This window comes from Bradyrhizobium sp. KZN70725 (genome assembly GCF_055264925.1).
The window spans coordinates 85,463-106,315 of record NZ_JBUYWT010000004.1 but is presented as its reverse complement, the minus strand read 5'-3'; the positions used below and the strand labels follow the sequence as shown (position 1 = coordinate 106,315).

Annotated in this window: 22 protein-coding genes and 1 pseudogene; 12 read left to right on the top strand and 11 right to left on the bottom strand. The window is 63.0% G+C overall.

What is annotated here, in order from left to right:
* Positions 1-37 precede the first annotated feature (37 nt).
* Positions 38-1,219, top strand: coding sequence for a cytochrome P450 (locus ACZBJS_RS05370; RefSeq protein ID WP_463438475.1), 1,182 nt, complete (start codon positions 38-40; stop codon positions 1,217-1,219).
* Positions 1,220-1,222: 3 nt separating this feature from the next.
* Here ACZBJS_RS05370 and ACZBJS_RS05365 read toward each other — a convergent pair whose 3' ends face one another.
* Complete coding sequence (locus ACZBJS_RS05365; RefSeq protein ID WP_057015671.1) at positions 1,223-2,395, bottom strand: M20 aminoacylase family protein; 1,173 nt, start codon at positions 2,393-2,395, stop codon at positions 1,223-1,225.
* Positions 2,396-2,657: 262 nt separating this feature from the next.
* Here ACZBJS_RS05365 and ACZBJS_RS05360 point away from each other — a divergent pair, with 262 nt between their 5' ends.
* Positions 2,658-3,083, top strand: coding sequence for a hypothetical protein (locus ACZBJS_RS05360; protein WP_057015672.1), 426 nt, complete (start codon positions 2,658-2,660; stop codon positions 3,081-3,083).
* Positions 3,084-3,126: 43 nt separating this feature from the next.
* Here ACZBJS_RS05360 and ACZBJS_RS05355 read toward each other — a convergent pair whose 3' ends face one another.
* Both ACZBJS_RS05355 and ACZBJS_RS05350 read right to left on the bottom strand, forming a co-directional pair.
* Positions 3,127-3,753 carry a pyridoxamine 5'-phosphate oxidase family protein gene (locus tag ACZBJS_RS05355; protein ID WP_463438474.1) on the bottom strand — a complete coding sequence of 209 codons (627 nt, stop codon included), beginning with the start codon at positions 3,751-3,753 and terminating at the stop codon, positions 3,127-3,129.
* Between the two features lie 164 nt (positions 3,754-3,917).
* Complete coding sequence (locus ACZBJS_RS05350; protein ID WP_076833082.1) at positions 3,918-4,688, bottom strand: IclR family transcriptional regulator domain-containing protein; 771 nt, start codon at positions 4,686-4,688, stop codon at positions 3,918-3,920.
* A 170-nt stretch (positions 4,689-4,858) separates the two neighbouring features.
* Here ACZBJS_RS05350 and ACZBJS_RS05345 point away from each other — a divergent pair, with 170 nt between their 5' ends.
* The 5 genes from ACZBJS_RS05345 to ACZBJS_RS05325 all read left to right on the top strand — a co-directional run bounded on the left by ACZBJS_RS05345 (position 4,859) and on the right by ACZBJS_RS05325 (position 9,982).
* Positions 4,859-5,350 (top strand): MaoC family dehydratase, encoded by a 492-nt coding sequence (locus tag ACZBJS_RS05345; RefSeq protein ID WP_028331684.1) that lies wholly within the window; start codon positions 4,859-4,861, stop codon positions 5,348-5,350.
* Between the two features lie 11 nt (positions 5,351-5,361).
* On the top strand, positions 5,362-5,814 hold the full coding sequence (locus ACZBJS_RS05340) for a MaoC family dehydratase (protein WP_057015675.1): 453 nt from the start codon (positions 5,362-5,364) through the stop codon (positions 5,812-5,814).
* Between the two features lie 231 nt (positions 5,815-6,045).
* Complete coding sequence (locus tag ACZBJS_RS05335) at positions 6,046-7,353, top strand: MFS transporter (RefSeq protein WP_463438473.1); 1,308 nt, start codon at positions 6,046-6,048, stop codon at positions 7,351-7,353.
* A 99-nt stretch (positions 7,354-7,452) separates the two neighbouring features.
* Positions 7,453-9,072, top strand: a complete 1,620-nt coding sequence (locus tag ACZBJS_RS05330) for a GMC family oxidoreductase (protein WP_316394627.1) — start codon at positions 7,453-7,455, stop codon at positions 9,070-9,072.
* A 7-nt stretch (positions 9,073-9,079) separates the two neighbouring features.
* Positions 9,080-9,982, top strand: a complete 903-nt coding sequence (locus ACZBJS_RS05325; protein ID WP_253587401.1) for an alpha/beta fold hydrolase — start codon at positions 9,080-9,082, stop codon at positions 9,980-9,982.
* Positions 9,983-10,008: 26 nt separating this feature from the next.
* On the opposite strand, the gene ACZBJS_RS05320 is transcribed toward ACZBJS_RS05325, so the two are convergent.
* The 6 genes and pseudogenes from ACZBJS_RS05320 to ACZBJS_RS05295 all read right to left on the bottom strand — a co-directional run bounded on the left by ACZBJS_RS05320 (position 10,009) and on the right by ACZBJS_RS05295 (position 14,983).
* Positions 10,009-10,515: a DUF2721 domain-containing protein gene (locus ACZBJS_RS05320; protein ID WP_463438472.1), complete on the bottom strand. Its 507-nt coding sequence runs from the start codon at positions 10,513-10,515 to the stop codon at positions 10,009-10,011.
* Positions 10,516-10,640: 125 nt separating this feature from the next.
* Positions 10,641-11,655 (bottom strand): annotated as a pseudogene (locus ACZBJS_RS05315) (SphA family protein).
* A gap of 193 nt (positions 11,656-11,848) precedes the next feature.
* The gene (locus ACZBJS_RS05310; RefSeq protein ID WP_141339518.1) at positions 11,849-13,282 is read right to left on the bottom strand and encodes a DUF1254 domain-containing protein; all 1,434 of its coding nucleotides are present in this window, start codon (positions 13,280-13,282) and stop codon (positions 11,849-11,851) included.
* Between the two features lie 91 nt (positions 13,283-13,373).
* A complete protein-coding gene (locus ACZBJS_RS05305; protein ID WP_057015680.1) occupies positions 13,374-13,715 on the bottom strand; it encodes an HdeA/HdeB family chaperone in 342 nt (113 codons plus the stop codon).
* A 106-nt stretch (positions 13,716-13,821) separates the two neighbouring features.
* Positions 13,822-14,490 (bottom strand): hypothetical protein, encoded by a 669-nt coding sequence (locus tag ACZBJS_RS05300; protein ID WP_463438471.1) that lies wholly within the window; start codon positions 14,488-14,490, stop codon positions 13,822-13,824.
* Positions 14,491-14,596: 106 nt separating this feature from the next.
* Positions 14,597-14,983 (bottom strand): helix-turn-helix domain-containing protein, encoded by a 387-nt coding sequence (locus ACZBJS_RS05295; RefSeq protein ID WP_316394644.1) that lies wholly within the window; start codon positions 14,981-14,983, stop codon positions 14,597-14,599.
* A 217-nt stretch (positions 14,984-15,200) separates the two neighbouring features.
* Between ACZBJS_RS05295 and ACZBJS_RS05290 the strand changes: the two genes are divergently transcribed.
* The 4 genes from ACZBJS_RS05290 (at position 15,201) to ACZBJS_RS05275 (ending at position 18,366) form a co-directional block, all read left to right on the top strand.
* Positions 15,201-16,253 carry an AraC family transcriptional regulator gene (locus ACZBJS_RS05290; protein WP_310885009.1) on the top strand — a complete coding sequence of 351 codons (1,053 nt, stop codon included), beginning with the start codon at positions 15,201-15,203 and terminating at the stop codon, positions 16,251-16,253.
* A gap of 315 nt (positions 16,254-16,568) precedes the next feature.
* Positions 16,569-17,183 (top strand): hypothetical protein, encoded by a 615-nt coding sequence (locus ACZBJS_RS05285; RefSeq protein WP_463438470.1) that lies wholly within the window; start codon positions 16,569-16,571, stop codon positions 17,181-17,183.
* Between the two features lie 336 nt (positions 17,184-17,519).
* Positions 17,520-17,966, top strand: coding sequence for a hypothetical protein (locus ACZBJS_RS05280; RefSeq protein WP_076833062.1), 447 nt, complete (start codon positions 17,520-17,522; stop codon positions 17,964-17,966).
* Positions 17,967-18,078: 112 nt separating this feature from the next.
* Positions 18,079-18,366 carry a hypothetical protein gene (locus tag ACZBJS_RS05275; protein ID WP_244558960.1) on the top strand — a complete coding sequence of 96 codons (288 nt, stop codon included), beginning with the start codon at positions 18,079-18,081 and terminating at the stop codon, positions 18,364-18,366.
* A gap of 78 nt (positions 18,367-18,444) precedes the next feature.
* Here ACZBJS_RS05275 and cax read toward each other — a convergent pair whose 3' ends face one another.
* Complete coding sequence (gene cax, locus ACZBJS_RS05270) at positions 18,445-19,548, bottom strand: calcium/proton exchanger (RefSeq protein ID WP_316394653.1); 1,104 nt, start codon at positions 19,546-19,548, stop codon at positions 18,445-18,447.
* 181 nt (positions 19,549-19,729) lie between these two features.
* Between cax and ACZBJS_RS05265 the strand changes: the two genes are divergently transcribed.
* Positions 19,730-20,284, top strand: coding sequence for a Spy/CpxP family protein refolding chaperone (locus ACZBJS_RS05265; RefSeq protein WP_233475477.1), 555 nt, complete (start codon positions 19,730-19,732; stop codon positions 20,282-20,284).
* Between the two features lie 98 nt (positions 20,285-20,382).
* Here ACZBJS_RS05265 and ACZBJS_RS05260 read toward each other — a convergent pair whose 3' ends face one another.
* Positions 20,383-20,790, bottom strand: coding sequence for a GFA family protein (locus ACZBJS_RS05260; protein ID WP_253609577.1), 408 nt, complete (start codon positions 20,788-20,790; stop codon positions 20,383-20,385).
* Positions 20,791-20,853: the final 63 nt, after the last annotated feature.

The following is a 20,853-nucleotide window of genomic DNA, read 5'->3' as shown; positions in this document are numbered from 1 at the left end:
GGCTAGCCTTGGCGAAAAAGCGCTCCCGGGAGGACCAATGACCAGCGCCGTGCCTGTCGTTACCGATATCGCGTATCAGGATCTGCTCGACGACCCCTATCCGATCTTCCGCCGCCTGCGCGAGATCGCGCCGGCGGTCTTCGTCGCGCCCGCGAAGCTGACGCTGGTGACACGCTTCGACGACATCATGCGGATCGAGCGCGATCCCGCGACCTACTCGGCCGATAATCCGGCCTCGCTGGTCAACAAGGTGATGGGGCCGACCTTCATGCGCAAGGACGGCGCCGAGCATGCGATCGGCCGCAAGGCGATCGAGCCCTCGTTCCGTCCGGCCACAATCAAGGAGCATTGGGCGCCGCAATTCACCGCGATCGCAGAAAAACTGATCGATGATCTGTTGGCGACCGAAGAGGCCGATCTGTTCTCCGCCCTTGCCGCGCCGATGGCCTCGCTCAGCCTGATGGCAATGATCGGGTTTCGCAAGATGCCGTGGCAAACCCTCGCCGAGTGGTCGCAGGCGCTGATCGACGGCGCGGGCAATTACGCCGCCGACGCCGAGATCGAGCGCAAGGCGATGCAGGCGAGCGCCGAGGTCGATGCCGCGATCGACGCGGTGCTCGACGATCACCGCCGCCAGCCGAATCCTTCGGTCCTGTCCTCGATGATCAATGCCGATCCGCCGATGCCGATCGAGGGCATCCGCGCCAACATCAAGGTGATCATCGGCGGCGGCCTGAACGAGCCGCGCGACGCGATCCTGACGCTCGTGCTCGGCCTCCTGGAAAACCCGCCGCAGAAGAACAGCGTGCTGGCAAAGCCGGATCTGTGGCCGGCCGCGCTCGAGGAAGCGGTGCGCTGGATCTCGCCGATCGGCATGTATCCGCGCCGCGTCACCCGCGACGTCGATCTCTCCGGCACCACGCTGCCGCAAGACCTTCAGATCGGCCTCTGCGTCGGCGCCGCCAACCGCGACGGCAGCCGCTTCGTCGAGCCCGATCGCTTCGACGTGACGCGGCCCAAGCAATCGCATCTGGCGTTCGGCGCCGGACCGCACTTCTGCGCCGGCACCTGGGTGTCGCGGCTGACCGTCGGCAAGATCGTGGCGCCGATGCTGTTCGCGCGCTTGCGCAATCTGCGCCTCCGCGCGGAGGCGCCGCCGGTCGTGCGCGGCTGGGGGTTCCGCGGACCGGTGACGCTGCCGGTGCGATGGGACGCGTGAGCCTCACGCCGCCAGTGCGTTCTCGACGATCTTCACGAAATACGACGTGCCGAAGACGATCGCCTCGTCGTTGAAATTGTAGGCAGGGTGATGCAGGCCGGCGCTGTCGCCATTGCCGCAGAAGATGAAGGCGCCGGGCCGCGCTTCCAGCATGTAGGAAAAATCCTCGGCGCCCATCAGCGGCGGCATCTCGTGCACGTTGGACGCGCCCGCGACCTCGCGCGCGATGCGGCTCGCGAATTCGGTCTGCGCCTCATGGTTGACGGTGACCGGGTAGCCGCGTTCATAGGTGAGATCGATCTTGGCGCCGGTCATCTTGGCAACGCCGTCGACCACCTCGCGCACGCGCTTCTCGATGAGGTCGCGCACCTCGCGGGTCAGGGTGCGCACGGTGCCGCGCAGCTCCGCGGTCTGCGGGATCACGTTGCGGGCGTTGCCGGCGTGGAACTCGCACATCGAGATCACGGCGGAGTCGAGCGGATCGACGGTGCGCGCGACGATCTGCTGCAAGGCGGTGACGAGCTGCGCGCCGACCAGCACGGAATCGATGCATTTGTGCGGACGCGCGGCGTGACCGCCGAGCCCTTCGATCTTGATGTCGATCGCATCGGTCGCGGCCATGATCGGGCCGGTGCGGATCGCGAACGAGCCAATCGGAATCCCCGGACCGTTGTGCATGCCGTAGACCTGCTCGATGCCGAAGCGATCCATCAGGCCGTCCTTGATCATCGCGGCTGCTCCGGCCCCGCCCTCCTCGGCCGGCTGGAAGATCACGACCGCCTCGCCGGCGAAATTGCGCGTCTCGGCCAGATAGCGCGCCGCCCCCAGCAGCATCGCGGTGTGGCCGTCATGGCCGCAGGCGTGCATCTTGCCCGGCGTCTTCGAGGCGTAGGGCAAATTGGTCTGCTCGTGGATCGGCAACGCATCCATGTCGGCGCGCAGGCCGATCACCTTGACGTCGCCCTTGGCCGGCCCCTTCTTGCCCTTGATGACCCCGACCACGCCGGTCTTGCCGAGCCCGGTCGCGACCTCGTCGCAACCGAACTCGCGCAACCGGTCGGCGACGAATGATGCAGTGCGGTGCACATCGTAGAGCAGCTCGGGGTTTTCATGGATGTCGCGGCGCCAGGCCTGGATATCGGGTTGCAGATCGGCGACGCGGTTCACGATGGGCATGAGAATTCTGGCCTCAGAGGTTGGACGTAAGTCATCTCTAGCATGCAAGAGCCGGTCCACCCAAACAGATGTGGCATGCTCGCGGCTGGAGCCTGCATTCGCAATCGGGATGCGGGCCGCCCCTCGCTGGACTTTGCGCAGACTTCAGGTCTGATATCATCGCATCCGACCAAAGCCTAATAGTGCGGCACATATCCCGCACGGATACTACCCCAGGTTTCCCGCACCGAAATCCTCTCGCCTTCCAACACGGAGCGGCTGCATGACGCCGGATCAAGCGGTCCTGTTTTCCACCATCATCCTGCTGGTGCCGATGGGATACTTCCTGCTGGCGGCGCCGGCGTTCCTGCTCGTGAAGCTCGACGTCCCGCCGGTCACACGGCTGCTGCGTGGCATGTTCAATGCCTACTTCCTGGTGCTCACTGTTTCGGGCGTGATCGGCACGCTCGCCTTTGCCACGGCCGGCCGGTTCGCCGTTGCGCTTGGCATCGCCTTGATCGCGGCGTTCGCGGTGCTGGCGCGCCGATGGTTCTTGCGGCGGCTCGATGCTGAGGCGGACGCGCGAGACTCGGGTGATCCCACCGCGGTGCGGCGGCTGCGCCAGCTGCATTGGGGCGGCATGCTGTGCAACGCGGTGCAGGTGTTCGCTCTGGTCGGCAGCATTCCCTACATGGCGCCGCTGCCCTGATCGCGGTTTGCTCGCTCGTCCGGATGCGGTTCCCGGCTGTCCGCTATGCGTCACGTTTCCGATGCGGATCGTACTTCGAAAGCACGTCCTTGAGATAATCCCGGCTTTTCCATTCCGGGGCGGGCGGCTCGTACCCGGGCCGAGGCACGTACAGATTCGCCGGTACGTCCGCTGAGGCGCCCATCAGGTCCGGAACGTAGCGCGGGCAATTTGGAAAGATCTCGCATTCGACGCGCACGACGACCTTCGCGCCGTGATGCCCGGCAAGCACTTCGGCGCTGTCGTGGATCGTTGCCTTGCCTCGGATGCGCGTGCGAAACGTCTTGCCGTCGAGCCGTACAAACAACAATCCGACGTTCGGGTTGCGGTGAATATTGCCGAGCGTGCGGTACATGTTGTTGCCGTCGTACTCAGGGAACTCAAGCGTATCAGGCCCGGTGATCTTCACGAAGCCGGGATCGCCGGAACGCATCGAGCAATCGACGTTGTCCTGGTAGCCGGTCGCGATGAAAAAGAAGCGCGTCTCCTCGATGAGCTTGCGGTCCTGTTCCCAGAATTCGAAGTGGAGGCGATGCTTCTCGAGGCCGTCGGCGACACGCCGACCGTCGAAGCGGTCCTGCAACTCACGCATTCCGTCGTGATAGAAAGGGGCGCGGACTGGGTCGGCCACAGCAATCCTCCGGCAAGTTGAGCAATCGATCTGCACTTTGACGTGGCCGCGATTTTCCTTGGCAGTTCACCCGGCCAGCAAGGCGAAAGACTATTCATTCGGCATGGGCGTGGAAAGCCATCCAGGTCCGGAGCGGGTGAAAAGGCGTCGATAACGGCCGTCCCCTACCCTGATGTCAGCATCTGGCTGCGGATCTCCTGCGCGGTGCGGCGCAGCGGCAGCAGGAACTTCTTGCGCGCGCCGGCTTCGCTCACCGTTCCCGAGATCGTGTTGACGCTGAGCGCGGCGACCACCGCGCCCGCGGGATCGCGCAACGGCACCGCGATGCCGCAGATCGCCGGATCGAGCTCGCCGTCGACCCAGGCATAGCCGTCGCTCTCGACCCGCGCGAGCAACTCGCCGAGACGCTCCGGATCGGTGACCGTGCGCGGCGTGACCTGCCTGAAGCCCCCGGTCGCGAGATAAGCCTCGCGGGTGCCGGGCGGCAGCGCCGCGAGCATGACGCGGCCGAGCGAGACCAGATGCGCGGGCAGCCGGCTGCCGACGCCAAGATTGGCGGAAAGAATCCGCCGCGCCGGCAGGCGCAGCGCATAGACGATCTCATCCTCGTCGAGCACCGCCATCGCGCAGGATTCGCCGATCTCGTTGCGCAGGTTTTCCAGCGCACGCTGCGCATGACCCCAGTATGGCAAGGCGTTGAGATAGGACAGGCCGAGCCCGAGCGCGCGCGGCCGCAGGCTGAAATAGCGTCCGTCGGAGGCGCAATATTTCAGCGCGATCAGGGTCGCGAGGATACGCCGCGCGGTGGCGCGGTTGAGGCCGGCAGTATCGGCGGCCTCCGCCAGCGTGTGCCGCCCCGGCGGCTTGCCGAGTGCCTCGATGATCGAGAAGCCGCGCGCAATCGCGCGCACGAAGCCGTCACTCTCTTTGCTCATGGCGGGCGCCCAGCTGGTTCCGTCATCGCGCTCATGACATCGCAGCCCGCATGGCTGCCTGCACATGACGCGGCCCTGCGCGCTTGTCAGGGGCTCCCGACCGCGCTAGCGTGAATTCATACAGCGAATGAATTGTTCGCCTGGCGAACTCAGTAGCAGGAGGATGCACGATGGCGCAAGCAGAAAGTTCTGCGGCCACCCCGTTCGAAACCGATTTCTGGAAAGACGCGAAGCTGCGCAAGGTGTGGGACGACATCGTCCCCGGCGAGCCGCGCAAGACGCTGCCCTACAAGCTCACGCAGGAAGCGATCGCGCTGTACTGCCGCGCAGTCGGCGAGACCAATCCGCTCTATCTTGACGAAGCAGCCGCCAAGGCCGGCCCCTATGGCGGGCTGATCGCGCCGCCCGCGATCCATATCCTGCTGATGTTCGCCTGCACGCCGGCCGACGACTGGATGCGCTCGCCGGGCACCGTCAATGCCGGGCAGTCGTGGAGCTACAACATCCCGGCACGCCCCGGTGACACCATCACCCTGCAGGCGCGCGCGCTCGACAAGTTCATCAAGCGTGAGCGGTTGTTCGTGGTGCACGACAATGTCTTCTTCAACCAGCATGGCGACGTGATCTGCTCGGGTCGCGGCCAGACCATCCGTCCGATGTAAGGAGGATCACCATGACCACGGCGAATTTCGAATCTCTCAAGGCCGGCGACACCATCGACGGCCCGGCATTTGCGGTTTCGCGCGAATCGATCCGCCTGTTCTGCGACGCGTCGCTCGACTACAACCCGCTGCATCTCGACGACAACTACATGAAGGGCGATTTCGGCAAGACCAATTTCGGCGGCATCATCATGCACGGCATGAACAATTTCGGCCTGATCTCGCGCATGCTGACCGACTGGGCAACGCCTGCCGGCGCGATCCATCGCAGGCTCGAGACGCGCTGGCTGAAGCCGGTGAAGCCCGGCGACACCATCCGCCCGGCCGGCACCATCAAAGCCAAGCAAACGACCGCGAAGTCGCGCTGGGTGCTGGTCGACGTCGCCGTACAGAACCAACGCGGCGAGACGGTCGCGGCCGGCGAAGCGATGCTGGAGTTTCCGCCGAACGCGAAGGCAGGCTAGCCGCGCGCACTCGATCGGAGCAACGGGCTCTTTCGCCCCGCCTGCGGGGAGAGGTCGGAAATGCATCGCTAGATGCATTCCGGGTGAGGGCGAGCCTCCGCGAGGGTTGCTGTCACCGTCTATGGGGAGACGGTCCCTCACCCCAACCCTCTCCCCCTAAGAACGGGGCGAGGGAGCCAACCGCCGTCGCGGCACCAACAAACAATCAAATAATCACTTGAGGAGACTTTCATGCAGGATGCGGCCCATTCGCGGCTCTATGGACGGATCGCCTGGCGCCTGATCCCGTTCCTGCTGACGTGCTACACGGTTGCGATCATCGACCGCTTCAACATCGGCTTTGCCAAGCTGCAGTTCCTGCACGACCTGCAGATCGACGACGCGGTGTTCGGGCTTGCCGCCGGCATCTTCTCGGTCGGCTATGTCGCGCTCGAAGTGCCGAGCAATCTCCTGCTGGTCAAGGTCGGTGTCCGCAAGACGCTGCTGCGGATCATGGTACTGTGGGGCGCAGTCACCGTGCTACTCGCGCTGGTGCAGAACCAGTATCACCTCTATCTGCTACGCTTCCTGCTCGGCGCCGCCGAGGGCGGCTTCTTCCCCGGCATCCTGTATTATCTGACGCTGTGGTTCCCGGATCGCGTGCGCGGCCGCATGACGAGCCTGTTCGTGATGGCGGTGCCGCTCGGCGGCGTCATCGCGGGTCCCTTGTCGGGCCTGATCATGGATCACATGCAGGGCGTCCATGGCCTGCATGGCTGGCAGTGGCTGTTCATCCTCGAAGGCGGCCCGGCCGTGCTGCTCGGCATCGCCGCCTATTTCTACCTCGCCGACGGACCGCAGGTCGCGAGCTGGCTGAGCGCCGACGAGCGGCGGCAGGTCGCAAGCGATCTCGCCCGCGACCGCGCCGCCGTTCCCGGCACCACGCGGAGCTTCGCGGCGGCGCTGCGCGAGCCGCGCGTCTATCTGCTCTCCTTCATCTACTTCGCGTTCTTCTGCTCGCTCAACACCATCCTGCTGTGGACTCCGACGCTGCTGAAACGCGTCGGCGTGGCGACCACCACCGAGATCGGCTGGCAGAGCGGCGCGATCTCGGTTGCGTCCGCGATCGGCATGGTGCTGATCGGCTACAGCTCCGACCGCACACGGGAACGGCGCTGGCACGTGGTCTGCTGCGGCCTCGTCGCAGCGGCCTGCTTCATCGCCTTGCAGGCCGCGCAAGACAGCGTGCTCCTGACCGTCACGCTGCTTGCCGTCGCCTCGATCGGCATCTTCGCGATCCTGTCGCTGTTTTGGACGATTCCAAACGCGATGCTGGAGGGCAGCGCCGCGGCCGGCGGCATCGCGCTGATCTCGGCGATCGGCTCGTTCGGCGGCGCGGTCTGCCCTGCCCTGATCGGCTGGATGACTGCCGCAACCGGGAGCATCTACGCACCGCTCGCCCTCGTCGGCGCCGTGCTCGGCATCGGCATGCTGACGCTGATCGTCTGTGTTCCCCGCGCGAGCCATGAGGTCACACTGGCCGAACCGAGCCGCCCCTGATCATCCAGCGCACGCCCGGCATCCACTGCCGGGCTTGTGTCGGCCCGCTGCGTCTGACTAATAAGAACCCAACAAAAGACGCTTGCCGGGAACGAGGACATGCCGCGAAGGCTCGAGGGTGATTTCGACTACATTATCGTCGGCGCAGGCACGGCGGGCTGCATCATGGCCAACCGCCTGTCGGCTGATCCGAAGAAGCGCGTGCTGCTGCTGGAAGCCGGCGGCAAGGACAACTGGATCTGGTTTCATATCCCGGTCGGCTATCTCTTCGCGATCGGCAATCCGCGATCGGACTGGATGTTCAAGACCGAGGCCGAGCCCGGCCTCAACGGCCGCGCGCTCGCCTACCCGCGCGGCAAGGTGATAGGCGGCTCCTCCGCCATCAACGCCATGATCTCGATGCGTGGCCAGGCCGAGGATTACGACCACTGGCGGCAGCTCGGCCTCACCGGCTGGAGCTACAGCGACGTGCTGCCGGCGTTCAAGCGGCTCGAGGATCACTTCCTCGGCGAAAGCGAGCATCATGGTGTCGGCGGCGGCTGGCGCATCGAGGCGCCGCGGCTGTCCTGGCAGATCCTCGATGCGGTCGGCGATGCCGCCGAGGAGATGGGCATCAAGCGCATCCCGGATTTCAACACCGGCGACAACGAGGGCACCAGCTACTTCCACGTCAACCAGAAGCGCGGCCGGCGCTGGTCGTCGGCGCGCGGCTTCCTCAAGCCGGTGCTGAACCGCAGCAATCTCAGGCTCGAAACCGACGTGCTGGTCGACCGCCTGGTGATCGAGAGCGGCCGCGCCGCCGGCGTGCTGTTCCGGCAGGGCAATGAGACGGTGGAGGCGCGCGCCCGGGGTGAAGTGATCCTTTGCGCCGGTTCGATCGGAACCACGCAGGTGCTGCAGCGCTCCGGCATTGGTCCGTCCGAATGGCTGTCGCCGCTCGGCATCGACATCGTGCTCGACGTGCAGGGCATCGGCCATAATCTGCAGGACCATCTGCAGCAGCGCGCGATCTACAAGGTCTCCGGCGTGCGCACGCTGAACGAGACCTATTACAATCTGGTTCGCCGCGGCCTGATGGGCCTCGACTACGCATTTCGCCGCCGTGGGCCGCTGACCATGGCGCCGTCGCAGCTCGGCATCTTCACGCGCTCGGACGTGACGCGCTCGCGCGCCAACATCCAGTTCCACGTGCAGCCGCTGTCGCTCGACAAGTTCGGCGATCCGCTGCACCGCTTCCCCGCGATCACGGTGAGCGCCTGCAATCTGCAGCCGAGCTCGCGCGGCACCGTGCGCATCAAATCGTCCGTTCCCGACGACAAGCCGTCGATCGCGCCGAACTATCTGTCGACCGACGACGACCGCCAGGTCGCGGCCGACGCAATCCGCACCACGCGCAGGCTGATGAAGCAGAAGGCGCTGGAGAAATATCATCCCGAGGAATTCCTGCCCGGCCCCTCGGTCGGCGACGACGATGCTTCGCTCGCCAAGGCTGCCGGCGACATCGGCACCACGATCTTCCACCCCGTCGGCACCGCGAAGATGGGAACGGCCAACGATCCGATGGCCGTGGTCGACGAGCGGCTGCGCTTCTACGGCCTGCACGGCCTGCGCATCGCGGATGCCTCGGTGATGCCGACCATCACCTCGGGCAATACCAACACGCCGACGGCGATGATCGCCGAAAAGGCCGCGGCGATGATCCTGCAGGATGCGCGATAGAACAACGATGAACGCCCCGAAGCGCTTCCTGGTTGGCGATGCCCGTGCACAGGTTGCGGTGGCGCAATGGGGCGAGCCGGCCTCGGACAAGCCGCCGGCGCTGCTGCTGCACGGTACAGGCTTTGTCGCGGAGGTGTGGACCGAGGTCGCAGAGGCGCTGGCGGCCGATTACACGGTCTACGCGCTCGACCGCCGCGGCCATGGCTTGAGCCACAAGCCGCCGGCCGATCGCTATCACTTCCAGGATTTTGCCGAAGACGTCCGCATGGTGGTGGAGCGCCTCGACCTCCATGACATCTACGGCATCGGTCACAGTGCCGGCGCAACCGACCTGCTGCTCGCAGCCAGACTGATGCCCGGTCGCTTCGCGCGCCTGCATGTCACGGAGCCGACCGCGATGGATCCGCGCGCGCCGCGCGCCGGAGACCTCAGCGACATCGCGAACGGCTCGGTGCAGGGCGTGCTGCGCCGCCGGGCCGAGTTCGACAGCGCCGACGATCTGTTCCAGCGGCTGCGCGCCGCGCCGGCCTTCGCACCATGGACCGAACGGTCGCTGTGGGCCTATGTCCATCACGGCTTTGCGCGGCTCGGCGACGGCCGCATGCGGCTGCTTTGTACGCCGGAAATCGAGTCGGCCCTGCTCGGGCCGATCTTCCAGGCCATGGAGCAGATCTACACCGGCGACGCCCGCGGTAATCCGTTCCCCTGGTTCTCCGACATTGCCTGCCCGGTCTGCATCGCGACCACCGAGCAGTCATGGCCGATCTACAAGGAAATGGCCGACCGCGCCGCGGCGCTGATCCCGCATGCGAGCCGCTGGACCTTCGACGGCGTCGGCCATTGCGTCGCGCAGGAAGCGCCGGAGCTGCTGGTGGCAGCGCTCACGACATTTGCCGCGCGTGCGCGTTAAGGCATGCACGTATCAATGCGTTGCGTCTAGCCGTAGTGATCGAACTCGCTCAGGGCAATTCGGACCTCTCGCGCGAAATCGACCAACGACACGATGAAAGCCACAACGGCAACAATGAAGAGAATGGCAACGCCCCGCTCGTGCTGGATGTGAAGGAACGCACTCACAAAGCCGACGACGATGACAACGCTGATCGAAATGCTTCCCATGATGGACCAGAAGATCGCGCGATTGATCATGGTGGCGCGCCGAGCAAGACGCGGCAGGTCTGCCTTGAGCCGGCATCTCGCCTGATCCTGATCCGAAATTTGGTTCAGGTAAATCGATCTGTCGATGATCCGGTTCAGGCGGGAAATCAGCACCGCGATAAAGGCCGCCAATGCGCCAAGCAGAAATGCGGGCGCGGCCGCTTGAGAAATCACTTGAGAGAGCTGACTGACCGACGGCGTATCCGGTAACATCGACTCCACTTTCGGGTTGGCGCGGCTGAAACCAATCGGCCGAGCATTGGCAGCGTGGGACCCTGCTGACAATCACGACGCCCGCGTATCGAACCGGCGTCGGCTAATTGCCGGGCGGCGTCCGAACGGCGGGCATCGACACGGTTGCGGCCCATAGTGGCGTGATCTCGGCACAATCGAAGGCGCCAGCAGCGCTGCTATTTTGTCACGACTCGTCGGGCCGGCGTCACGGTGCTGGTCGGCGCCATCGGAGAGATCGAGAACGTCAACCAGGTATTCCAGCCGGCCGGGCGATTCTCTGCTGCAAATTCTCCATACCCTTTGAGATTCAGATAACCCTGCATGTCGCCTACGGGAAACAGGAAGCCGATCTGCGGACCAACGCCAAGCACGCGGGACCGGAAGCCTCCCAGGACAGGGTGCTGGCCGAAATCGTCGGTGACCTGCTGATAGGCATATCCAACCAGGCCAACGAAAACCTGCTTTGACAGGAATTGGGAGGCGCCCCAATCCAGATGGAAGTCGACCCCGCTCTGGTACTGGGTATCCGGATTCTTGAAATTGTAGGTGAAGCCCGCGACCGCGGAAAATTCGTGGCCCGCCTGCTGGTTGAAGTAGGTGTAGCCGCCGCCGGCATCGATGGCCGCGTGACCGATGCCGAGATTGGCAAGGCTGCTCGGGCTGTATGCTCCGACCGGGATGTCTCCCGTTACATAGCTCATGAAATTGTGCACCCCGGCGTTCCACTTCAGCGTCGCCCTGCGGGTAGAGGTCGCCGACCGATGTGATCGAATCGCCGAAGCTGCCGGTGCGGGTTGTCGCCAGCGGACCGACGGCCGCCGTCAGCGTCCCCGCAAGATCCGCGCTCGACCGTCCGAACAGCCCGGTCACGCCGATGGCAAGTTGGCCACCCAGCACCGGCGTTGCGAACGTATAAGTGGGATTGAGAAGGATGAGATCCGCCTGCGCGTTGAGATGCAGGTTTAGGTTGACGTTAGCCGCGGCGGGGATTCTGCCGACCTGGATCTCCCTGGCGGCCGCGGCATTGCCGAATGCACTTACGCTGGTGTGATAGTAGACCTCCGCCATCGACCAGCCAGGGACCTGCGGGGTCGCAGCGAGGCTGCCGAAGCGGCCGGGAAGCCAGTATGAGACGCCGGCCTCGTCGGCACGCGCGGTCTCAGACGAAACTGACGCCATGACCAGTATCATGGCGATGCCGACATCCCTGAGTGTCTTGCCTCGCCCGTTTGGTCGCCGCCTCATCGAAAGACCGCGAAGCCGCATGTCACGCCCCCTTTGGTGCGGTGCGACCTGTACGGCTCGCTCAAGCGCACGATTCGCCGCAAAATTGTAGCACATTGATTCATGCCGGCCCGGTTGGAGCCAGCCTGAATCCAGTTTCTCAGGCCCCGATCTTCTTGGCGGCCGGAATCGTCCAAGTGCCGTTGATGATCGAGGGGTCGGTTTCCTGCGGCCAATACATCCGCAGCATGAGTATGAAATCTCCCTCGGGCGCAGGAAGCCAGTTCGATTCCTTGTCTTTGCCGGGCGAGTCTTTCTGAATATAGAGATCGGTCGAGCCGTCCGGATTTTCCTTCAGATTTTCCCGCGCACTGATCGAATATCGGTTGAGCGGATTGTTCACGAAGAAGTAGCTGCTGTCGTACATGGTGAGCGACCAGAATCCCTCGACCGGAGGCAAGTGGCCTTTGGGAAACCGCATGACGTATTTGTTCGCACCATTGTACTTGCGGCCATCCGCATCCTTTTGCGAGGTCGGATAGACGGCATCCTGCGGGCGGTTGGCGCCGAGTCCGATCGCGGTTACCAGGGCCCGCATCGGGTAGTCCGTCCCGTAGATGCCGGTTTTCGTCGTGAACGCAAAGCCGTTCTCATCCGTGATGGCCTTGTTGACCTTGAACTGAAGCATGATCCTGTCGAATGACACCTCGGGCACACGCTTCAGGAAGTCCGCCTTCAGCTTGGTCTCGTCAAAGTCCCGCCCGGGTACGATGCCGATGCGGGCAAATTTGGCGAGCTGGGCCGCGTCTGCCGCGTTCGGCGGGTTGCTTTTCATGAGCTCGCATAGCAGCTTGAAATACGACACCGCGTCCATGCGATTGACCTGTTCGCGGACGGCCGTCTTCATGTCGATCGAAGGATCGACCTTTCCTGGAGGCGGTGTGTACGGCTTGCCGTAAGCACTGAGCGGAACGAGCTTGCACTCATCCTGCAGCTTGTGGACGGCGGCGTAGTCCTCCGGCGTCCCGGTGCAATAGATGCGGCCGAGCAGCCACACGATATTGGTGGGCGATTTGTACTCCTTCACGCCGTCCGGCAGCGTGCCCTTCCAGCCGGGCCCGGTGATGGCATAGGTTTGGGCACCGGTGCCGGTGGTGCGCTTTCCCGGCACCTGGAACACCGTCGTCCAGCCATCAAGCATGGGCATCAGGAAATAGCGCCCCTTCATGTCCGGGATGCTGAGGACCCACGGTTCTTTCCCGACGTCGAAGAAGGACGTGGTGTAGAGCGTGTCCGCGTTGGGCGCAGTAACATCACGGAACGACGCGTCCGGATATTGGCGCAGCTTGATGATATGGCCCATCGGCCCTCGCGTGCCCACGGGCTCCGCGACGTTGGTGATGATCCTCCGCGTCATCTCCATCGTCACCAACGGATAGCCGAATATGTAGGCGTCGCTCGCGAGCCAGAAGTCCTCCAAGCCCTGACCGACACCCGCGAAAGCTCCCTCCTCGGCGACGGCTGGTCGACCTATCGCCGCTCCGGTGAGCAGACCCATTCCGCCGAGCGCAAGATTGCGACGCGTGATCTCCATTGTTCTCTCCTTTGCAAATCGAATGGTCTTCAAACAATCGTCAGGCTGCTCCGACTGTCGGCCTGCCGTAAAAGGTGTCCGATCCCGCGGGTCAGGGCTGCATCCTGATCCCGAGCGCCGCTCTCATATCCTTGAAGACCGCCGCGATCGCTTCGATGATGAGTTGATCAGGATGCGCCTTGCAATGTTGGATTACTTCGTGCTCGGCCTCGCGGGACTTCTTGATGTCGAGGTAGTGCTTGCGCGCAAGCCCGTTGTACCAACCGCTGTACCAGGCAGTGAGAAGGTCGGCGTCTCCCTGCCATGTTCCGGCGAGTTGCGCGCAGGTCAGCTTCTGAACGTCCAGATAGCCTTCGGCGTTGGCGTAGGCGCTGAGGTCTGTCTGCGCGTGCGCCGACTGAATGCCGGCGACGATCAGCGATGCTGCGATCATAGCGGTTCGTCTCATGATGCTCTCCTGTGAGCTCGCGTGCCCGGCTTAGATCGCGGCCGATCTTCCACCTGTCGGCCCGGCGGCTTCGACGCGACGGTCGCGTTGCTCAGTAACAAGGCGGATAAGGATAGTATCCGCATCGGGGGGCGTAGTACGGATAGGCTGCCGCAGCTCCAAGCGCGGCCGCACCCGCGACTGCAGCGCCGCGGTAGTAAGCACCTCGCCAGGCGGTGCGGCGGGCAACGCCGGCAAAAGACAGCGGCGTGAATGGACGACCGATGATGTCGATAAAGATCGACGCCGGTCCATCAGCCCCCGCAAGGTCGCCTTCGAGCATATCGACATCGAAAGTCAGCCTGTCGCCTTCGAGCTTGGGCGATTTCAAGACGACGACGGCGTCCGCTACCGATGATCCGTCTTTCCTGAACCCGGACACCGTGGCGTTTGGAGGGTCCTTTGCGAAATTGTCACTGCCATTGCCCCAATCCTCGACAATGCGCGATGTGAGATCATGACCGGCTGCCCTCACGGGCCGATCGGCGAACACGATCGCATTCGGTGAAACCCCCGTCAGCACAAGCTTCCCGTCCTTCAAGCTCGCACCGCGCGAGTTGAGGACGAAGAGCGATGGCACGACTTCCGGCTTTGCCTGACCTATCGACTTCTCGAGCGGTACGTGTGGTTTGTTCTCGGGTGCAGTTTGGGAAAGCGCCTTATGGGGAGCGGCAATCAATCCGGCGGCGCAAAATACCAACAGAGCTGAGCGAAGGGTCATGTTTGTTATTCCTTTGGGGAGCGCAATCTCGGCAATCAGCTTCGCTAAGCATTTCGCGCCAATTCAAATCGCGCGTCTTGCCATTTCGCGCCAATGATCGGAATTGTCATGGCCCAGCGGTGTGGGATCTCTTGCGATGGCCCGCTTGGCCCTGCCGATCGGCAAGTTGCCGCTGCCTGTAAACGATAGGTTGGATTTTCATCAAACGCACGAACCTGCGGCTGAAGCTGCTGGCGTTGCTGTAGCCGACGAATTTCGCGATTTCCGACAGCCGCTTGCTTGAGTCTACGAGCAAGCGGCAAGCGATGTTCAAGCGAACCTCCGCGAGTATGTCCCTGTGGCTGGTGCCCAGGCGACCAAGGTGTCGCTGCAACGTGCGCGAGCTGATCTTGAGGGCGCGAGCGGTGCTATCAAGAGTTGCGTCACCGTGTCGCAGCGACGCGACAATGACTGCGCGGACCGCCTGGGCTGAAGGCAATCGGACAGCTCTCATCGGTTGGTTTGAGGCGTGAAGCCCGTGCTCCTGCAAGAAAAACGACGCTTCAAGATAAAGCAGCTTGGTCCACCGATCTGGCCATCGGCCGCCAAAACTTTCGCGAACCGGAATTCGTCGAACGCGTCGTCGCAGCTGGTTTCGCGATAAAGACAACGCAAGACGAGTTCCGGCCTGCTAAGCTGCGATCGCGGCAAAACTTCTTGGGTAGGTAGTAATGACCGTCATTCCATTGACCCGTTGTCAATTTCTGATCCCGTTCGCTGAGCTCCATTCTGAAATAGGCGGCCCGACGGCAGCACTTCTCGCCAGATTTCAACTCCCGACGTCCTTTGAAGAAAAAGCGGATCATTACGTGCCTTTGCTGCCGGCGGTTCGGTTCGCGACGGCCGCTCAGCAAAAGCAGGGCCTATCGGAAATCGCCTTTCGCGCAGCCCAGCGGCTCTCGTTCGAACATTTGAGCGAAGCCATGCGGGCGCGGGTGCGCCATGCGCCAACGCTTCTGGTTGCCCTGCAGCAAATTTGCCGGTGGGCGCCGTGCGAAGATACGATCCTCCAGCTATGGCTCGAGCCAAGCGGCGAGAACTTGAAGATTTGCAGCAAGCTTACTGGAACGGAGGGCATTTCCCATCTTGAGATATCCCAGTGGCTTCAGAACATATTCGTCCTGCACATCGTCCGTCAGTTCGCCGGGATCAGTTGGTCTCCGAGAGTGATTGCGTTTGAAGCACTCTATACGCCGAGCCCGGAGGTCCAGTCGCATTGGCCGAACACGCGCTTCATGTCGGGTCAAAAGGCGTCATGGATCGAAGTGCCGGCAGAACTCCTCAGTCTTGCAAATCCCGCAAACGACGTTCGGCCGACGCCCGCCGATCACGAGCCGCAGTCATTCGGAAAGGACGTCGTCAGCGCACTGAAGCTAAGCTTGCCCTCCTACCTTGATCAAGGAGGCCTCACGATCATGCAGGCCGCCGAGATGATGGGCGTGAGCACCAGGAGTCTGCAGCGGAGGCTTTCGCTCGCTGGTCTGACATATTCGGGTCTGCTTGAGCAGGCTCGCTTCAACAATGCGGCCAAGCTTCTGGGCAGCACAGAAATCAAGATCATCGACGTTGCATTCTCGTCGGGCTATGCCGACCCTGCCCACTTCACGCGGGCTTTCCGCCGGATTTCCGGCTGCACCCCACGGGAGTTTCGGCAAAGGTCGAGCAACGGACAAGCCACGATCGATCGGCCTGCCTCCCGATCCAATGGCAATCGCCGCGCCTAGGGAAGGTTCTCGCCTTGAACGCGCCGCCACGTAACAACGCGGGGCTCCTGGCTCCCGGATCGATCTTGAGCGCGGCATTGTGCGCGCTGCTTATCGCCGTCCCGGTTGCGCAGGCCTTTGCCGCAAACGATGATGGCCTTGCCAATGCTTCGGTGCCGACGATCTATCTCGACCTCAGGACGATCTACGCACAGGTTCCGGCAGGATCGCTCGCGTTCGGCTTTTGGCCATCCGACGCTGTTCAATACGCAGACGCTTGCGACATCAGGCGGCGCGGCATTTCCGGTCGGCCTGCCAGCAGCGAAATCTCTCAATATGGATTTTCCGCTGACGGTCGATGTCACCAAGAGCGCCTCGCTTTATGCCGGCGTCTCCGGTAGTTCGACGAGCTTTGGAAGCGCCGGCTTTTCGTCCTTTCAAATCACAAGCTGGAACATCGGCTTCCAGGCCGACCTTTACGAGCAGAACGGTGGAACCTTTCCTACCGTGACGCTGCAGTCGACTATCACAAAGTCGATTCCCGATGGTCCACTGAGCACAACCTCCTTCAACAACATTCTCGAATTTGACTATGCGCTCGATTCCGATGAGACCAGAGGCTTCCTCGGCGGTTTCCAATACACGCGAACCGACGTCGACGGTGCGCTGGGAAGGATCAACCCGAACACGATTGCCTATGTCGGCGGCTACTATCAATGGCCGAACAATTGGAAATTTACCGGCCGCGTGGGCGTGCAATCCTTCGAGGGCGCGCAGCTTCTGAACCTCGCATCCATTCAGCCCTTTGCGCAACCGATCGTGCGGATCGATCTCGACCGCGTGGACGATAATGACAACCGACTGTTTGGCGTCACAGCCGAAATCATGTGGGTGCCGAAACCGGCCTATCAACTGACGTTCAGAACGCCTCTGTATGCCGTCAAGAACTAGCCGGCGCCCCGGCCGCCCGAGCAAGCAAGCACCGAGACCATCCGACGAGGGTGCGAGCGACCCGCCCCCGACAGGACGTAAAAACACCAGGTGAACTCGGCAAAGAAACGATGGCTGTCGCCTGACTGAGGCGAAAGCAAATGCCATGGAACTCACGTTCGCATTCCAGGCAAGATGCTTCGGCAGCAAAGTACAGATTGCGCCTGGGGTTGATGACAGCTGCCTGACCCTTTTGGAATGCGCGCCCTACTGCATTCCGTTGATCTACGTCAATCTCGCGAGGCGAAATTGTCGCAGTGTCGCCGTTCGCAAATTGTCCCATAGGGAGGACACGCCATGCTTCGTTGCATCCTCGCCGCTCTGGCGGCTCTGGTTCTCGTCGCTGTCTGCCTGATTCCTGATGACGCCTATGCCCGTCGCGGAGGAGGAGGCGGCTTCCGCGGCGGCGGAGGCGGCTTTCACGGCGGCGGGATGCGTGGCGGTGGCATGCATGTAGGCGGCGGAAGAGTTCACGGTGGAGGATATCGCGTTGCCGGCCGTCCAGGTGGCCGACCGATTGCAGGGCGTCCGGGCTATCCCGGTCGACCGATTGCAGGGCGCCCTGGCCGCCCGGTCGCCGGCTATCCCGGCTACGGCAGAGGCTACTATCGGCCGGGCTGGGGTTATGGTGCTGCCGCCGTCGGCGCTGCAGCCGCAGCCGGCGCGTATGGCGCCTATGGCTACTACGGCAACCAAAGCTGCTACTACAATGAATACGGGCAAATGGTCTGCCCGCAGTATTGATCCGGCTGAGCTGCAATGGATGGACATGCGGTTGCACCGCACCGGCTCGCTGTCGAGCTTCGGTCAGGCATCGGCATGTCCATTTTGAATGGATCGATCGCAAAGAGACGCCATGATCGCCATCGTGGCGGTCCCTTGCATTTTGCTTTTCCAAGGAGACGGCTCGATGGAGTACGACGCCTTCACCGACGCGAGCCTTAAGATGATGTACGAGGCTGTTCGCGGCGCGCTCGAAGCCGACGATGAGTTCGAGGCAAACGGTGAAGATCCAAAATTCCGGGTCCGGTCGACGGCCGAATGGAAGCGGCATGCCAGCAATCTTGAGGCCGAGATTCTGAAACGGGGGCTCCAGATCGACATCATCGACTGGACGCGCGGTCAGAGCGAGCTACCGCTCTAAAGCCATCAGGGGTCCGCGTGAACGCGACGAAGAACACGCGCCCTCGTCCGGATTGGTGCCGGCAACGCTCGCCGTTGATCAAACCGGGCCGTGCGATCCAGGTGGCACCATGTACAGGGTCATGGCGAAAATCACATAGATGAGCACGAGCAAGGCGCCGATAAACCATGCCGACCGTCCGCTGTTGGTGATGAAGCAGGACGTCACGGAGGCGATCATGACCATCGTCACGGCGCCCGGCCAGAACTGCAAATCCATCGGCTTCGGACCGACGACGTAGCTCAGAAGCACCAGTGCCGGCGCGACAAACAAGGCGATTTGAGACGCGCTGCCGAGCGCGATGCTGACGCTCATATCGAGACGGTTCTTGCGCGCCGCAGAAAACGCGACCGCCATTTCTGCCGCGGCGCCGACCAGCGCGACGATGATGAAACCGACGAACGCCGGGCTCAATCCCAGCGTCTCGCCCGCTTTCTGCACCGAGCTAACGAATATTTCGCTGACCAGTGCAACCAGCACCGTGACGACGAGAAGGGTGCCTAACGCAAGTCCGATCGGCCAGCCGGCGCCGCCGGTTTCGCCATGCTCCTCGCTTGCGAACAGCTCCTTGTGTGTCTTGAGCGAGAACAGCAAGCCGAGCCCATAGGCGCATATCAGCAGCACAGCGAGGCCCGTACTGAGAGCCAGCGCCATGGCATCGCCGCGCGCCGGATCGAGGTCGGCAACAGCCGAGGGCGCAAGCAACGCAATCGTGGCCATCAGCAGCAGCGCTGCGTACATCCTCCCGCCGGCCCTATTATACTCCTGAACGTGATGGCGGAGCCCACCGAGCAGGAACGATGCGCCGAGCATGAAGAGTGAATTGGTGACGATCGCACCAGCGATCGATGCCTTGACCAGCATGTACTCTCCGGCATGCAGCGCAGCGATCGCGATGATCAGCTCGGTCAGATTGCCCAAAGTTGCGTTGAGCAGGCCTCCGACTGCGTCACCGGTTTTCTCTGCGACGCTCTCAGTCGCGTGGCTGAGAAGGGCGGCCAACGGCACGATGGCCAGGACGGCGAGCACAAACAGGGCGGTGTGGGCGGACGGAGCTGCCGTCTCGACCGCCAGCACGATCGGTACGAAGACCAGCATCCAGAGCAGTGGATTATGTCGAATTTCCTTGAGCAGAAGGTGCATGGGACCGCCCGGTCGGTGGGAGTTGGACAGCAATTTCTGAACACCATGGACCGCCCGCGCTTGATCTAGCTCAACCCGCAAACAGCCGACGTCGCTCGGTATTTTGCGAACGGTCAGAAGAGCGTTCCTGCCTCCGGCTCCCTGCCCCTTTGACCTAGATCAACCGGCAGCCGATCCGGCTATGTTTTCCTTCTCGGGACGTCCAAGAAAAGCAGCTCAGGAGTTTGCAATGACGAGGAACGCAGCCGCCGCAGCGATTGCACTTTTGATGACAACCTCGTCTCTCGCCATCGCAGCAGAGACATCCCCGACTGTCGGCGTTGCGCCACCCAGCGCCGCCGACCTGAAGAGCCTGACCGACATGCGCGTCGGCATCGTCAAGGCCGCCTTGCAGCTGACTCCGGATCAGGAGAAGTACTGGCCGGCCATCGAGGATGCGATCCGCACCAGAGCGAAAAATCGGCAGGCTCGGTTGGAGCGCATTGCCGAATTGCACGAAAACGGACCGATGGACGGAATGCATGAAGGCAATCCGGTCGAATTCATGCAGCGCAGGGCGGATCGGCTGATTCAGCGCGGGACCGACCTCAAGAAGCTCGCCGATGCCTGGGAGCCGCTCTACAAGACATTGAGCGATGATCAGAAGAGAAGGATGGCGTTCGTGTCGTTCGCTGTCATGCGTAGCGTGCGAAATGCGATCGAGCAGCGCGGCGGTCCGGAAGACGAGGACGAGTAAAGCCAAACGGGCGCAGGCGTCTACGTTGCGGGGCGATTCCATGTCGCGGCGCGCATCGCCGCTTCGCCAGAGGCAGCGCCGCGTTCATCAACCGGCGGTCATTCCGGCGGCGGAAAGCGATCGAAGGTCGGCAGCTCGTGTGCATCCTCCATCCAGCGCAGCCGCTCCGCGACCTGGATATGCATCGTGGCCGGCACCGCGTCGGGATCGTCATAGGTGCCGCTCTGGATGTCGATGAACCCGGGCAGCATGTTGCCGTTGGTATAGAAAAGTCCGCTGCCGCAGTTCGCGCAGAAGTGCCGCCGGCCGTGCTCCGAGGATCGGTAGATCCTGGGCTGCCCCTTGGTCACCTTGACCATGTCCTCGGCCACCATGACCCAGCCAACCATCGGCGCGCCAGCGTGGCGCCGGCAATCGGTGCAGTGACACAAAGCATGGACGACCGGTTCGCCGGTCACCTCGTAACGGATCTCGCCGCAGTGACAGCCGCCGGTGACGTCAGCCATGTTTTCCTCCGCTCGATCAGTGGTTTGCCGGGTCGATAACGCCGCAAGCAGCAACGCTTCAAT